Source organism: Nocardia sp. NPDC057227, from assembly GCF_042669725.1.
GTDB classification, from domain to species: Bacteria; Actinomycetota; Actinomycetes; order Mycobacteriales; family Mycobacteriaceae; genus Nocardia; species Nocardia asteroides_A.
In genome coordinates, this window is the sequence record NZ_JBHUXA010000004.1 from 309,913 (window position 1) to 324,170 (window position 14,258).

The following is a 14,258-nucleotide window of genomic DNA, read 5'->3' on the forward strand; positions in this document are numbered from 1 at the left end:
GGGTGTTTCGGGGCCGGGGCGCAGGGTAGAGCGCCCCTGACTCCAGCCCCGATCGAAAGGTCCTTCCGCAATGCCGGAAACCCCGCAAGCGCCCGGCGTCCCGGGCACCGAACCCGCCCCGCTCGCCGAGCCGACCACCCCGCGCGACCCACTGCCGCCGAAGGCCGACCAGCGCGGGCCTGCGGCGGTCTCGCCCACCGGCGGCGAGCCGGGGGTGCGGAACCAGCGGGGCGCCACCCTGACCACCGCGCAGGGCGCCGGGCTGCGCGACACCGACCACTCGCTCAAGGCGGGGCCGCGCGGCCCGGTGCTGCTGCAGGACCACCACCTGCGCGAGAAGATCACCCACTTCGACCACGAGCGGATTCCGGAGCGGGTGGTGCACGCCCGCGGCGCCGCCGCGCACGGCGTCTTCGTCGGCAACGGCGCGGCCGCCGAGATCAGCTGCGCCGGGCTCTTCGCGCAGGGCGTGGAGACCCCGGTCTTCGTGCGCTTCTCCACCGTGCTCGGCTCCCGCGGCTCGGCCGACACCGTGCGCGACACCCGCGGCTTCGCCGTCAAGTTCTACACCGCCGACGGCGTCTGGGACCTGGTCGGCAACAACATCCCGGTCTTCTTCATCCAGGACGCCATCAAGTTCCCGGACGTGGTGCACGCCGCCAAGCCGCACCCGGACCGGGAGATCCCGCAGGCGCAGAGCGCGCACGACACCTTCTGGGATTTCGCCTCGCTGCACACCGAGGCGACCGCGCACACGCTGTGGAACATGTCCGACCGCGGCATCCCGCGCTCCTACCGGACCATGGAGGGGTTCGGGGTGCACACCTTCCGGCTGATCGACGCCGACGGCCGCTCGTCGCTGGTGAAGTTCCACTGGAAGCCGCGGCTCGGGGTGCACTCGCTGGTCTGGGAGGAGGCGCAGATCGCCGCGGGCGTCGACCCCGACCTGCACCGCCGCGACCTGGCCGACGCCATCGAGGCGGGTGCCTTCCCGGAGTGGGATCTGGGCGTGCAGGTCTTCCCGGACACCGAGGAGCAGACCTTCGAGGGCTTCGACCTGCTCGATCCCACCAAGTTCGTGCCGGAGGAGCTGGCGCCGGTGCGGATCATCGGCACGATGACGCTGAACGCCAACCCGCGCAACTACTTCGCCGAGACCGAGCAGGTGGCCTTCCACCCCGGGCACCTGGTGCGCGGCATCGACGTCACGAACGACCCGCTGCTGCAGGGCAGGCTCTTTTCCTACATCGACACCCAGCTCACCCGGCTCGGCGGGCCGAACTTCGCGCAGCTGCCGATCAACCGGCCGCACACACCGGTGAACGACATGCTGCGCGACGGCATGCACCAGACCGCCGTGCACACCGGCGTCGCGCCGTACCGGCCGAACAGCCTGGACGGCGGCTGCCCGTTCACCGCGAACCCGGCCGAGGCGCTGATCGAGTTCCCGGAGATGGTGGTCGGGAACAAGGTCCGCGAGGCACCAGCGAGCTTCGACGACCACTTCAGCGGGGCCCGGCTCTTCTACGCCAGCCTCACCGAGATCGAGCGGGCGCACGTGGCCGAGGCGTACTCGTTCGAGCTGGGCAAGGTATACGAGAAGGCGATCAAGCAGCGCACGCTCGGCGTGCTGCGGCACATCGACGAGGAACTGGCGAGCACCGTCGCGGGCAACCTCGGGCTCGCGCTGGACGGGCCCGCGCCCGAGCTCGCCGAGGTGACGCCCTCGCCCGCGCTCTCCCAGCTCGGCGACACCTGGCCGGTGGACGGCAGGCTGGTCGGGATCGTCGCCGACGACGACACCGACACCGGTGAACTGGCCGACGCCGTCGCGGCGGCCTTCGGAGCCGGGGTCACGCCGCTGGTGATCGGCCCGCACGGCGGCGAGTTCGGCCCGGTGCCGATCTCCCGCACGCTGGACACCGCGCGCTCGATCGAGTTCGACGCCCTGCTGATCGCCGCGGCGCCGCCGCACCCGAAGCTCGGGGTGCTGCTGCAGGAGGCGCACCGGCACCTCAAGGGCATCGCCTACACCGAGCGCGGTGCCGAGGCGCTCACCCGCGCCGGGATCGACACCGGCTCGGCGGGCGTCGACGCCGCCGCCGGGCTCACCGCCGGTTTCGAGGCGCTCGCCGCCGCGCTGCCCGAGCACCGGGTCTGGGCGCGGGCCGCGGAACTCGGCTGAACCCGCCCCGCCCCCGGAACTCCCGGGGGCGGGCCGGAATTCGGTTGAGGTGGCCGTCCCGAGGTGGCATCCTCACCGGCCATGGACGACGCCGCGGTCGAGCGCTTCATCACCGATGGGTTCGTGCGCGTCGCAGGCGCCTTCGATCGTGATCTCGGGCTGCGCTGCGCGGCCGAACTCTGGGCGCACATCGGCCTCGACGCCGCCGATCCGGCGTCCTGGACCCGCTCGCTGATCTGGGTGCCCGGGCTGAGCTCGCCGCCGTTCACCGCGGCGGCGGGCACCGACGTGCTGGTGGCGGCGTACGACCGGCTGGTGGGCGCGGGCCGCTGGCGGCCGCGGCTCGGGCTCGGCACCTTCCCGCTGCGTTTCCCCAGCTCCGAGCCGCCGGAGGCGGCGGGGTGGCACGTCGAGGCGTCGTTCACCGGGGCCGACGGGGGGCCGCGGGTCGATCTGCGCTCGCGCGGGCGGGCGCTGCTGATGCTGTTCCTGTTCTCCGATGTCGGGGCGGACGACGCGCCGACGCTGCTCCGGGTGGGGTCGCACCTCGCCGTGCCGCCCTTCCTCCGCGGTTCGGGGCCGGCGGGGCGGGACTGGACGGAGGTCTGCGCCGAGGTCGTGCCCGCCACCGACGGGTGCCGGGTGGTCGCGGCGACCGGCCGGATCGGCGACGTCTTCCTGTGCCACCCGTTCCTGGTGCACACCGCGCAGGCGCACCGCGGCCGGGTACCGCGGTTCCTGGCGCAGCCGCCACTGGAGCCGGTCGGCGGGCTCGACCTCGACGGCGACCGGCCCGCTCCGGTGGCCGAGGCGGTGCGGCGCGGGCTGGCCGCCGCCGGTCGCTGACCCGCCGCTCAGGGGGTGCGGGCGATGGCGGCGTCGCGCTTGGCGAGCCAGCCGTTCATGGCGGTGAGGGCGAACCGGAAGCCGTTGAGGCGGTGCCGGTTCAGGTAGCCGTGCCAGGAGTGCGGGACGACGGCGTGCGCCACCGGGACGCCCGCTTCGGCGAGTTCGGCGGCGAAGGTCTCGCCGGAGGCGCGCAGGGTGTCGAAGTCGGCGTCCAGCATCAGGGTGGGTGGCAGGCCGGTGAGCTCGGTGCCGCCGGGGAAGGCGCCGCCGGTGAGCAGCTCCTCGTGGCCCACGTAATTGACGTTCATCTTGTACACCGCCGCCGGGGTGAACTGGCGGTAGCCCGCGAGCCCCCTGGTCCGCCTGCGCACCGAGGCCGGCAGCGCGGGGAGCTCCGGGTGGTAGAGGCCGTAGCAGAGCAGTAGTCCGGCCGTTCCCGGCATCCGCTCGGCCGCGGTCACGGCCAGGCACGCGCCCGCGCTGGCGCCGCCGAGCACGATCCGCCCGTGCTCGGCGGCGAGCGCGCGGCTCGCGTCGACCACGTCGTCCAGCGCGGCCGGGTAGTGGTGCCCCGCCGGGGTGTCCTTCGAGCGCCGCCCCCAGGGCCGCGGCGCCAGCCGGTAGTCGACGGCGCGCACCAGCCGCCCGGCGGCGGCCAGCCGCAGCGCCACCCGGTGCGACTCCGGGGTGTCCAGGTCGCCGGTGACGAAGCCGCCGCCGTGCAGCCAGACCAGGGGCGCCGCCCCCGCGCGCGGCTCCGTCGGCAGGTAGTCGCGGACCGGTATCGCGCCCTGCCGCCCCGGTATCGTCCGGTCAACGGTGCGCACGGCGCTCATCGGCTTCTCCTGTCGGGCGGGTTCTACTCCTGAGGCGTATACCCGCCGCGACCGCGTTTCGCCGTCACGAAGACCACAGAACGGAACAGGGGATCAGTAGCGGCTCTGCGCGCCGGCGGGATAGTGCTCGATCACTTCGGTGCGATCGCCGTCCTCGAAGGAGTTGCGGATCGCGGTCTGCGCGTTCGGCGGCAGGGTGTGCAGGATCTCCTGCACCCGCTGCCTGCGGCGCAGCATGCCCTGGCGCACCGGCATGCCGGGGGTGGCCCGCATCTGCGGGGCGATCCCCTCGACCTCCTCGGCGCCGCCGTGGTGGTGCCCGGCGTCGACCATGGCCTGCTCGCGGGCCATCTGGGTCTCGTCCTTCTCCTCGGACATGCCGATCGGCCCGATGATGCGCCCGTTGAGGAACTGCTTGACGACCGGCTCGTCGGAGGTGAGCAGCACCTCGCGCGGACCGAACATGACCAGCTGACGGCGGAACAGCATGCCGATATTGTCCGGAACGGTCCGCGCCAGGTTGATGTTGTGCGTGACGATCAGAATCGTCGCGTCGATCTGCGCGTTGATGTCGATCAGCAGCTGGCTCAGGTACGAGGTACGCACCGGATCCAGGCCCGAGTCCGGCTCGTCGACCAGGATGATCTGCGGGTCGAGCACCAGCGCGCGAGCCAACCCGGCACGCTTGCGCATACCACCGGAGATCTCACCCGGGAGCTTGCCCTCGGCCCCGATCAGACCGGTCAGCTCCAGCTTCTCCATCACGATCTGCCGGATCTCGGACTCCGACTTCTTCGTGTGCTCCCGCAGCGGGAACGCCACATTGTCGAACAGCGTCATCGAGCCGAACAGCGCACCGTCCTGGAACAGCACCCCGAACAGCTTGCGAATGTCGTAGAGCTGCTTGTTCGAACACGTCGTGATGTCGACACCGTCGATGTAGATCGATCCGCGCTCGGGACGCAGCAGCCCGATCAGCGACTTCAGGAACACCGACTTACCCGTCCCGGACGGGCCGAGCAACGCACTGACCTCACCGGACGGCAGCGTCAGCGAAACATCCTGCCAGATCCGCTGCGAGCCGAACGATTTGGTGACCCCTTCGGTCCTGACCTCGACGCCCACGAGAACCTCCCTGCTCCCGGTGGCCCGGATCAGGGCACACCACATGATTCAGTCGGCGATGTTACCGCCGATTCCAATACCCCGTGGTCCATATCGGCCAGAAACAACGCGCGAGTTTCGCCCCCACCGGCGCACGGAAACCGCTAAGTTAGCTGAGGTTCGCACTCTTGCGAATGCATTTCGAGTGGAGGGAGCGCCGCGGTGGGGACCGCTGTTCTGCGCACGGTCGAGGTGGAGCGGGTGATCGCGGCCCCGATCGCGGAGGTCTTCGACTTCCTCACCGACTCGGCGAACTACCGGTCGGTGCCCGGCGTGCTCCGCGCCCGGCTGGTGACTCCCGGAGCGCCGGTGCCGCAGGGCGCCGGGGCGGTGCGGCAGGTGGTGACGGCGGCGCTGGCACTGACCGAGCTGGTCACCGGGTACGAGCCGCCGCACCGGATGGAGTACCGGATCGTCCGGGCGGTGCCCCCGCTGCGGCACGAGGCCGGGAGCATCACCTGCGCGGAGGTCCCCGGCGGAACGCGGGTGCGCTGGCACTCGGAGTTCGCGGTGGCGACGCCGGTCGCGGCCGGGCTGCTCACCCGGGTCTGGACGCCGATCGTGCGCAGCGGCTTCGAGCTGGTGCTGCGCACCGCCGAGCGCAGGCTGCGGCGCTGATCCGGGCCCATGTCCCCGCGCGGGCAACCGGTGCGGCGACCGCCCCGGGCGGCACGACCTAGCGCACCGCGTGTCGACCGCCGCCGATCAACCGGACTCGCCGGCGCTCCGGCGCACCGGCTGAACGGTGTCGCGCAGCCGCAGCATGACGGCGGCGAGCTGATCCAGCCCCGGCTGCTCGACCGGGAAGTGCCCGCAGCCCTCGAGCAGGACCGCCTCGGTGGGCGCGGCGATCCGCTCCAGCACCCGCAGGCTCAGCGCGGGCGGGGTCCAGGCGTCGTCGGCCGGGTGCACCAGCGTCACCGGCGGGCCGGTGTAGCGGGTGGGCGCGGTGTGCTCGAAGTTCAGGAAGCCGGCCATGAAGCCGAGCGGCACCTTCGCCCCGCCGCCGCGCGGGTCGCGGGCGCAGAACCGGGTCAGCTCCGGGTTCGCGCTCATCCGGCCGAGATCGCCGAGCAGCCGGATCGGCATCATGACGCCGCCGAGCACCGGCTCCAGCACGGCCAGCACAGGCGCCAGCCGCGCGGCCGCCGGGGTGCGGGCCGCGGCGCGGCGCGCGGCCGGGTCGGCGGGGTCGAGCAGGCAGGTGGCGAGCACGTGCGCGGCCGCGCCGGTGCGGGTCGCCGCCTCGTAGGCGAGCATCCCGCCCATGCTCGCCCCGAACAGCACCAGCGGCCGCGGGTCGCGCGCGGTCTCGGCGCGCACCAGGTCGCAGACCAGCTCGACCCAGTCGCGGTACCGCACCGAGCGCGGGTTCGGCTCGACGGTCGCGCCGTAGAGCGGCAGGTCGACGGCGAGCAGCTCGACGCCGTCCGGCGCGACCGCGGCGGCCAGCGGCCAGAGCGCCCCGCTGTGCCCGCCGCCGCCGTGCAGGACCAGCACCCGCACGCCCGCCTCCGGTCGCTCCGCGCGCGCGATATGCACCCGACGGCCGCGCCACTGCCACCAGGTCGAGACCGGGGCGACGCGGGCCCGCTCCCGGTACTCCGGTGGCAGGAACTGGGCGTAGTCATCGGAATGCATGCCTCCGACGATTCTCGCCCCGCGCTCCCGGGACAACTCGCGCCCGGGCGCAGCGGCGTCCGGCGAGCAAACCCGGCGCGAACTGCCTGTATCGGCCGGCATCCGGGAGCGATCCGGTCGGTCGCTCAGGTTTCGAGCAACCGCTTCGGCGCGGCCAGCCGCCAGGAGTCGAGCACGATGGCGCACAGCTCCTCCCGGTCGTCCAGGGCCGTGAGCCGCACCCGGACCCAGGCGTTCCCCGCCTCGTGCGCGGCGATCCAGAACTTCTCCGGCTCCGCGGCGACCAGCTCGTCCCGGTCGACGATCGGGCAGCGCACCGCCATCGAGGTCTCGTCGTCGGGCAGCGTCAGGAAGAGCGAGCGCCCCACCCGGAAGATCGGCATCTGCCACAGGAACTCCTCGGAGGTCTCCGGCAGTGACAGGGCGTAGGCGCGGACGTCGTCCCCCGATGCGGTCATGACCCGGAATCCTGCCATCGGCGTCCGACAGCACCGCGGCGTCTAGGCTTTCGACCATGACCGACTCCCCCATCACCGTCCTGCTGATCCACGGCGGCGGCGGCGCCAGCGGCTGGGACTGGCACCTGGTCGCGCCGCTGCTGCGGGAGTACGGGCACGAGGTGCTGGCGCCGGATCTGCCGATCGAGGACCCGGAGAGCGGGATCGCCGAGTACGCGGACTTCCTGGCCGCCGAGCTCGGCGACGCGGAGCGGGTGGTGGTCGTGGCGCACTCGTACGGCGGGCTGGTGGCGCCGGTGCTCGCGGCGCGGCGCCCGGTGCAGCAGCTGATCCTGGTGAGCGCCATGATCCCGGCGCCGGGCGAGGCGCCGAACGAGTGGTGGTCGAAGAGCGGGTACGACGCGCTCGGCCTGGAGCTGCCGATGGAGACCGAGGAGCAGATCGTCGCGACGTTCCTGCACGACGTGCCCGCCGAGCTGGCGGCCGAGGAGCTGGCGCGCGGCCGGGAGCAGGTGGAGGACGGCGACGTCCCGATTCCGCTGGATGCCTGGCCGGACGTGCCGACCCGGTTCCTGCTGTGCCGGGACGACCGTTTCTTCCCGGCGGAGTTCGTGCGCACGCTCGTGCGCGAACGGCTCGGCATCGACCCCGATGAAATCGATGGAAGTCACGGGGTGATGCTGAGCCGTCCGCGCGAGCTGGCCGACCGGTTGAACCGGTACGTCACATCTTGGCGTGCTTCGCCTGGAAGAAGTTGAACAGGCCGTAGACGGCGATCCCGAGCGCGGCGAGCACCAGCAGCACCTGCCCGAAGGGCTGGGCGCCGAGGGTCTTGAAGGCGCCGTCCAGGCCGGAGGCCTTGTTCGGATCGTGGTCGAACACGGCCCAGGCGATCAGGCCGCCGATGACGGCGATGGCGAGCCCCTTGGCGACGTAGCCGGTGGTGCCGAGGCGCTTGGCCAGCTGGCTGTTGGTGTCCAGGTCCTCCAGGAACTTCTTGGTGACGCCCTTGTACACGTAGTAGGCGCCGACGCCGAGCACGACCAGCGCCGCGATGATCAGCAGAGCCTTGCCGCCGGTGCTCTCCATCAGCTTGGCGGTGGTGCCCTTGTTCTGGCCGCTGCTGGAGCTGCCGCCGCCCTTGGCGAAGGAGAAGGCGGTCAGCGCGAGCCCGAGGTAGATCACGGCGGTGCCGAGCGCCTTGACCCGGCGGAACGCCTCGCCCTGCTTGCTGTTCTTGTCCGGCTTGTTGGCGCTGCCGAACGCCGCCTCGGCGAGCCGCCAGAGCGCCATCAGCACGAAGGCGACCACGGCGAACCAGAGCACGAACTTCCCGCCGGGCGCTGCGGCGATCTCGGCCATCGCGCCGGACTGGTCGGCGGTGCCGCCGCCGCCGAAGGCGACGCGCAGGGCGATGTAGCCGACGAGCAGATGGACGATTCCGCTCATCACGTATCCGGCGCGGGCGACGCGCTCGAACGTGCTGTTCTGGGCGATCCGGCTAGCGGAGCCCGTCGAGGTATTGGTGATAGCCATGGCGCCTTCTCATCAGTGCGGTGCGGTCGTTCGGCGAGTTACCCGGCCGCGCGGCGCCGAAACGGGCACCGCTGCCCGCGAACGGGTTACGGCCACCCGGCGCCGGGCGCGGGGGCAGGCACCGCGGCCACCACTCCCGATGGCCCGCCCCGCTCGTCGCCCCACCGCTGGCCGACCACGTAGAGCTGCGGATTCGCGCCGCGGCCGAGCGTGCAGGAGAAGGCGCCGCGGTCGAATTCCACGGTGCCGCAGCGCTCCCCGCCCGCGCGCACCCGGACGCAGCGGGACGTGCCGACATCGGCGTACCAGATCGCGCCGTCGGCGTCGGCGCAGATGCCGTCGGGGTGGTCACCGGGGGTGGCGGCCCACTCCGCGGCCGCGCCGAGCGTGCCGTCCGGGTGCACGGCGAACGCGGTCAACCGCTCCGCGTAGGACTCGGCCAGGATCAGGGTCTGCCCGCCGGGCAGGACGGCCATGCCGTTCGGGAAGGCGACGGCACCGGCCACCCGGCGCGCGGTGCCGTCGGTGTCGACGAGGACCAGGAAGCCGGGGGCGAAGTCGCCGCCGGGGAAGTCGAAACCGATGTTGTTCAGGTAGGCGCGGCCCGCCGCGTCCACCACGATCTCGTTCCACGGGGTGGCGCCGAATTCGGCCAGCTCGGCGTGGGTGACGAGGGTGCCGTCCGGTTCGCGGCGCAGCACCCGGCGCCCGGCGGAGTCGAGCAGCAGCAGCCTGCCGTCCGGCAGGAAGTCGAAGCAGAGCGGGAAGGACGTGACCTCGGCGACCACCTCCGCGCCGCCCGCGTCGTCCAGCGCGAGCACCTGCCCGGCGGCCCAGTCGGCCACCCATGGCCTTCCGCCGTGCCAGCGCAGCGATTCCCCGAATCCGATCCCCTCGCGCACGATTCGCATTTCCGGCTCCTCACGTCGACGTCATCGGTACCGACGGGCCGAGTCGCCGGAACTCGTCGGTCCGCGCGGCGTGCGTCGCTATTCTGGACGGGGGCCGGACGCCGCGCCAGCACTACGCGTGCGGGCACGACGCCGCGTCGTCGTGCGCCGGACGCAATCGGGAGGTCCCGTGGAACCGCGTCACGACCGTGCCGCCCTCGCCCGGATACTCGGCTCGCTCGCCCACCCCGGGCTGCTCGCCGCGGCCGCGCCGGAGCGCGAGCCGTTCACCGCGCACTACCGGGCGGTACCGCTCACCCCCGAACCGGGCCGCCACCTGACGCTCTCGCAGCGGCTCTACCTCGAACGCTTCATGCGGCCCTGCCCGCCGGAGCTGGTGACCTCGGCGACGCACCGCCTCACCTGGGTGGACGAGGACGGCATCAGCAACATCGGGCACTTCCACGCCGACGGGCCCGGCCCGATCGTGCCGATCGCCGCCCGCTCGGCGTTCCTCGAGCTCTGGCGGGCGCTGCGCACCGACGCGGAGTTCCTCGGCCGGGTGCGCGCCCTGGACGGGCCCGCCCGCGCGGTGCTGGCCGGGACGACCACCGACCAGGAGCCGCTGGAGATCGTCCGGGTCGGCGTGGAGGCGGCCGCGCGGGCGCTCACCCAGCACGCGCTGCTCGCGCACCGCACCCCGCACCGAGATCCGGTGGATTTCGCGCGGGCGCTGCGGGACTCGGGGATCTTCGGCGCGGTGGCGACGCGCTGGTTCTGGGAGTTGCAGGCATCGACGCACCGGCGCGGCATGATCCCGGTGGCGTTCCAGAGCACCGGCGAGCGGCTGCGCTACACCCCGGATTCGGTGGCGACGCTGCACGCCATGAAGAACGCGACGCTCGCCGAGGCGCGCGCGGTCATGCACCGGGCCCGCACCGCGGAGGGGCTCGGCACCGAGCAGGCCATCGCGAAGTACCACGACGAGCTGGACCTCATCTCCCGGCAGTACGCGCTGCTCGGCCCCGCGGAGCGGCCGGTCTGCCCGGCCACGAGCTGGCAGCGGGTGGACGGCACCCCGCTGCAGCTGCACGGCCTGGTGGCGGAGCGGTTCGTCGAGGCGTTCGCGGCCGCGGTGCGGCGGGTCGACGTGCTGCCCGCTCCCCCGGCCGCCGCCGAGGACGGGCCGGACGGGCTGGTCACGGTGCCGGACATGAACTGCAAGCACTGCGTCCGCACCATCACCGCCGTGCTCACCTCGATGGACATCGCCGTGCACGACATCGACCTGGAGCGCAAGACGGTGCACGCCGAGTTCCGCAGCCCGCGCAACCGCGAGCGCGCCTTCGAGGCGCTGCGCGACAGCGGCTACAACCCGGCCCTGCTCACCCCGGACCGAGCGCCCCTGGCTTGATCCGGGGGCAGCGGTGGCGCCAGGCCCGGCGCGCGTGGCCTGATCCCGGGCACCGGCACCGGCACCGGCAGCGCCGGGGTCGGGAGCGGGTGGCCGGGTTCAGGCGGCGTGCAGCGCCGTGACCAGTTCTGCGACGGCCTCGGGGTCGGGGGTGTACCCCGGGAAGTAGCAGCAGACCTCGCCGACGTCGGCCCCGAACCGGGCGCGGATCCGCGCGGCGCACTCCGCGGGCGTGCCGACGATGCCGATGCGCCGCACCATCTCCTCGGTGACCAGCGCGCGCATCTCGGCGTAGCCACCGGTCTTGGAGAGCTGGTTCAGCTTCGGCTGCACCTCACCCCAGCCCTCCGCCTCCAGGACCGGGCGGTAGGCGGGGGTCGAGCCGTAGAAGGAGATCAGCATGCCGACCCCGGCGAGCGCCGCCGCCAGCTCCGCCTCGGTGCGCCCCACCGCCACCATGACCTGCCCGATCACCGGGAAGTCGGCGGCGCTGCGGCCGGAGCGGCGGAGCCCTTCGGCGATCGCCGGGGCGGTGCGCTCGGCCAGGTGCCGGTCGGTGTTGAACGGCATGACCAGCAGCCCGTCCGCCACCTCGGCGGCCTTGCGGGTCATCACCGGGCCGAGCGCGCCCATGAGCACCTGCGGCGGCCCGAACGGGTTCGGGCCCGGGTCGAAGTTCGGCGGCATGAGCGTGTGCGTGCTGAACTCACCGCGGAAGTTCAGCGGCGCCTTGCCCTCCCAGGCGTCCAGGATGGCCTTCACCGCCGCCACCGTCTCCGCGGTGCGCGCGGCCGGGTTGCCCCAGGTACTGCCGTACCGCTTCTCGATGTGCACCCGGATCTGCGAACCGAGCCCGAGCCGGAACCGCCCCGCGCTGTAACTCTGCAGGTCGTACGCGGCGTGCGCCAGGTGCAGCGGGCTGCGCGGCCCGGCGATGGCGACATTGGTCATGAGCTCGAGCTGCCCCGCCCCCGCGGCGACCACCAGCGGGAAGAAGACGTCGTGCGGGCCCTCGAAGGTGAACAGGCCGTCGGCGCCGGTCTCGGCCAATTCCCTGGCGTGGGTGGCGGCCCGGCCGGGTGCGCCGTCGACCTGCAGGTGTACTTTCACCCGGCCATCCTATGGACAGGACTCCGTTCAGGTGTCCAGTTCGGGGACGATCAGGCTCACGCCGTCACCGAGGCGCAGCCGGTGCCCGGCCGGGGTCTCGGTGAGCACCAGCAGCACCGCCGCGCAGGAGGCGCAGCGCAGCACCGCGCCCGGGCCGTGCAGGTAGGCGGGGGCCGCGCCGATCGGGCCCGCGGCGCCGCAGGCCCCGCAGCGGCAGCCGCAGGCCGTGACCTCGGCCGCGAAGATCTCGGCCAGCGGCCCGGCCAGGGCATTTCCGTCCAGGTGCGTGCTCATCGACTACCTCCCGGCCGGGCCGAAGCGTTCGGTGCGGACCAGGGCCGGATCGTGCCCCAGCTCGACGAGCTGCGCCGCGGTGGCCTCGACGAAGCCGGTCGGCCCGCAGACGTAGCAGGTGACGTCCGGCGCGGGGGCAAGCCCGTGCTCGGTCAGCTCGGCGGCGGTGAGCCGACCGGGGTCGCGGGGATAGCCCTCCGGCACCCGGCGGGTGTAGGCGACGAAGACGCCGTCGGCGTCCAGCTCCGGGCCGTAGTAGCGCTGCGCCGGGGTGCGCAGCGCGTACAGCGCCCGCACCGGGACCGCCGCGTTCGCCGCGCGCCGCGCCCGCAGCATGGCCATGATCGGCACCACCCCGGAGCCGCCCGCGACCAGCATCGCCGGGCCGCCGGTGGCCGGATCCCAGACGAACCAGCCGCCGACCGGGCCGCGCAGCTCGACGCTCGCGCCGACCGGCAGCTCGTCCACCAGGTAGCCGGAGACCTCGCCGTCCGGCACCCGCTGCACGGTGAGTTCGACGATGTCGCCGTCGGCGGGCGCGGCGAGCGAGTAGCTGCGCACCGCCCGGTAGCCGTCCGGCGCGGTGAGCCGGATGTCGACGTGCTGCCCGGGCAGGTGCCCCGGCCAGTCCGCGACCCGCAGCAGCAGGGTGCGGGCGGTCGGCGTCTCGAACCGCTCGCCCGCCAGTTCGGCGGGGCGCCAGCCGCGGGCCGCGGTCAGTCGTCCCGGTACCGCTGCTCGCGCCATGGGTCTCCGTAGTCGTGGTAGCCGGCGGCCTCCCAGAAGCCCTGCTCGTCGCGGTCGAGCAGCCGGATGCCGCGCACCCACTTGGCCGACTTCCAGAAGTAGAGGTGCGGGACGAGCAGCCGGGCCGGGCCGCCGTGCTCGGGGTCGAGCTCGGCGCCGCCGTAGCGGTGCGCCACCCAGGCCTTGCCGTCGAGCAGGTCGTCCAGCGGGAGGTTGGTGGTGTAGCCGCCGTAGCTGTACACCAGCGCGTACTCGGCCTGGGTCTCGACCGCGCCGAGCAGGGTGTCCAGCGAGACGCCGGTCCAGTCGGTGTCGAGCTTGCTCCAGCGGGTCACGCAGTGGATGTCCACGTGCGGTTGCTCCTGCGGCAGCGCGAGGAACTCCGCGCGGCTCCAGGTGGTCTCGGCGCCGGTCTCGTCGGTGATGGTGAAGCTCCAGCGCTCCGGGGCGATCCGCGGCGTCGGGCCCGCGGAGAGCACCGGGAAGTCCTCGGTCAGGTACTGCCCCGGCGGCAGCCGGTCGTCGGCCCCGCGGGCCCGGCCCCGGAACCCGGGCGAGAAGATGGCCATACCGAGGATCGTAACCCCCTGTTTGCCGGGTTGCAGCGCTCAGCGGTGCAGCCGGTCGAGGAAGGCGCGCAGGTTGTCGCGCACCCGCTCGACCTTCTCCTCGGTGCTCAGGTTCTCGCGGTAGCGGTTGCCGAGCGCGGGGCGTCTGCGGCCGCGGGCGTAGAGCGAGCAGGCCAGGTCGGTGCACATGAGGGTGCCGACCGAGTCGCCGCGCCGCCCGGCCTCGCCCGCCTTGTGCGCGGTGAGCAGCGAGACGCCGCCGCCGGTGTGCGTGGTCAGGCAGATGGTGCACATCTGGGCCCGGCCGGAGCCGCCGGTCTCGTAGCGCAGCGCGACCCCGACCGGGCCGTCGGCGCCCGGCGCGACCAGGTAGCAGCGGCCGGGCAGCGAGCGGTCGCTCCAGCCGAGGAAGTCGAGGTCGTCCCAGGGCCGCTCGGCCAGGTCGCGGGGTACCGGCAGCCGCTTGGCCTCGCCCTTGGAACAGTTGACGAACGACGAGCGGATCTCGCCCTCGGTGATCGGATCCATGCGACCGACGGTACGAATTCCGCGCTCGGGGGACAAC

16 protein-coding genes are annotated in these 14,258 nt (G+C 73.2%); 5 read left to right on the plus strand and 11 right to left on the minus strand.

Annotated elements, in window-relative coordinates:
- Window positions 1-70 precede the first annotated feature (70 nt).
- Entirely contained in the window at window positions 71-2,185 is a 2,115-nt protein-coding gene (locus ACFUJ1_RS09400; RefSeq protein WP_378644261.1) for a catalase, read from the plus strand.
- A gap of 63 nt (window positions 2,186-2,248) precedes the next feature.
- Window positions 2,249-3,031, plus strand: a complete 783-nt coding sequence (locus ACFUJ1_RS09405) for a phytanoyl-CoA dioxygenase (RefSeq protein ID WP_378644262.1) — start codon at window positions 2,249-2,251, stop codon at window positions 3,029-3,031.
- Window positions 3,032-3,039: 8 nt separating this feature from the next.
- Here ACFUJ1_RS09405 and ACFUJ1_RS09410 read toward each other — a convergent pair whose 3' ends face one another.
- Window positions 3,040-3,870: an alpha/beta hydrolase fold domain-containing protein gene (locus ACFUJ1_RS09410; RefSeq protein WP_378644264.1), complete on the minus strand. Its 831-nt coding sequence runs from the start codon at window positions 3,868-3,870 to the stop codon at window positions 3,040-3,042.
- A 93-nt stretch (window positions 3,871-3,963) separates the two neighbouring features.
- The gene (locus ACFUJ1_RS09415; RefSeq protein WP_378644266.1) at window positions 3,964-4,995 is read right to left on the minus strand and encodes an ABC transporter ATP-binding protein; all 1,032 of its coding nucleotides are present in this window, start codon (window positions 4,993-4,995) and stop codon (window positions 3,964-3,966) included.
- 201 nt (window positions 4,996-5,196) lie between these two features.
- Between ACFUJ1_RS09415 and ACFUJ1_RS09420 the strand changes: the two genes are divergently transcribed.
- Window positions 5,197-5,652: an SRPBCC family protein gene (locus ACFUJ1_RS09420; RefSeq protein WP_378644268.1), complete on the plus strand. Its 456-nt coding sequence runs from the start codon at window positions 5,197-5,199 to the stop codon at window positions 5,650-5,652.
- An 87-nt stretch (window positions 5,653-5,739) separates the two neighbouring features.
- On the opposite strand, the gene ACFUJ1_RS09425 is transcribed toward ACFUJ1_RS09420, so the two are convergent.
- On the minus strand, window positions 5,740-6,675 hold the full coding sequence (locus ACFUJ1_RS09425) for an alpha/beta hydrolase (RefSeq protein WP_378644270.1): 936 nt from the start codon (window positions 6,673-6,675) through the stop codon (window positions 5,740-5,742).
- Between the two features lie 125 nt (window positions 6,676-6,800).
- Window positions 6,801-7,133: an MmcQ/YjbR family DNA-binding protein gene (locus tag ACFUJ1_RS09430; protein ID WP_378644272.1), complete on the minus strand. Its 333-nt coding sequence runs from the start codon at window positions 7,131-7,133 to the stop codon at window positions 6,801-6,803.
- 56 nt (window positions 7,134-7,189) lie between these two features.
- Between ACFUJ1_RS09430 and ACFUJ1_RS09435 the strand changes: the two genes are divergently transcribed.
- Window positions 7,190-7,891: an alpha/beta fold hydrolase gene (locus tag ACFUJ1_RS09435; protein WP_378644274.1), complete on the plus strand. Its 702-nt coding sequence runs from the start codon at window positions 7,190-7,192 to the stop codon at window positions 7,889-7,891.
- Here ACFUJ1_RS09435 and ACFUJ1_RS09440 read toward each other — a convergent pair.
- Together ACFUJ1_RS09440 and ACFUJ1_RS09445 are read right to left on the minus strand one after the other, a co-directional pair.
- A complete protein-coding gene (locus tag ACFUJ1_RS09440; RefSeq protein WP_378644276.1) occupies window positions 7,857-8,669 on the minus strand; it encodes a DUF1206 domain-containing protein in 813 nt (270 codons plus the stop codon). The genes ACFUJ1_RS09435 and ACFUJ1_RS09440 overlap by 35 nt on opposite strands.
- A gap of 86 nt (window positions 8,670-8,755) precedes the next feature.
- A complete protein-coding gene (locus tag ACFUJ1_RS09445; RefSeq protein ID WP_378644277.1) occupies window positions 8,756-9,580 on the minus strand; it encodes an SMP-30/gluconolactonase/LRE family protein in 825 nt (274 codons plus the stop codon).
- Between the two features lie 169 nt (window positions 9,581-9,749).
- Here ACFUJ1_RS09445 and ACFUJ1_RS09450 point away from each other — a divergent pair, with 169 nt between their 5' ends.
- Window positions 9,750-10,973 carry a heavy-metal-associated domain-containing protein gene (locus tag ACFUJ1_RS09450; RefSeq protein ID WP_378644279.1) on the plus strand — a complete coding sequence of 408 codons (1,224 nt, stop codon included), beginning with the start codon at window positions 9,750-9,752 and terminating at the stop codon, window positions 10,971-10,973.
- Between the two features lie 99 nt (window positions 10,974-11,072).
- Here the strand turns inward: ACFUJ1_RS09450 and ACFUJ1_RS09455 are convergent, their stop codons facing one another.
- From ACFUJ1_RS09455 to ACFUJ1_RS09475, 5 genes are read right to left on the minus strand one after another with little or no spacing between them, the layout of a single operon-like run.
- Entirely contained in the window at window positions 11,073-12,083 is a 1,011-nt protein-coding gene (locus ACFUJ1_RS09455; RefSeq protein ID WP_378644281.1) for a TIGR03617 family F420-dependent LLM class oxidoreductase, read from the minus strand.
- Between the two features lie 27 nt (window positions 12,084-12,110).
- Window positions 12,111-12,377 (minus strand): DUF6510 family protein, encoded by a 267-nt coding sequence (locus ACFUJ1_RS09460; RefSeq protein ID WP_378644283.1) that lies wholly within the window; start codon window positions 12,375-12,377, stop codon window positions 12,111-12,113.
- 3 nt (window positions 12,378-12,380) lie between these two features.
- Window positions 12,381-13,124: an FAD-binding oxidoreductase gene (locus ACFUJ1_RS09465; RefSeq protein ID WP_378644285.1), complete on the minus strand. Its 744-nt coding sequence runs from the start codon at window positions 13,122-13,124 to the stop codon at window positions 12,381-12,383.
- Window positions 13,094-13,693 carry a sulfite oxidase-like oxidoreductase gene (locus tag ACFUJ1_RS09470; RefSeq protein WP_378644286.1) on the minus strand — a complete coding sequence of 200 codons (600 nt, stop codon included), beginning with the start codon at window positions 13,691-13,693 and terminating at the stop codon, window positions 13,094-13,096. The genes ACFUJ1_RS09465 and ACFUJ1_RS09470 overlap by 31 nt, the downstream gene beginning before the upstream one ends.
- Window positions 13,694-13,732: 39 nt before the next feature.
- On the minus strand, window positions 13,733-14,221 hold the full coding sequence (locus ACFUJ1_RS09475) for an FBP domain-containing protein (protein WP_378644287.1): 489 nt from the start codon (window positions 14,219-14,221) through the stop codon (window positions 13,733-13,735).
- Window positions 14,222-14,258 lie beyond the last annotated feature (37 nt).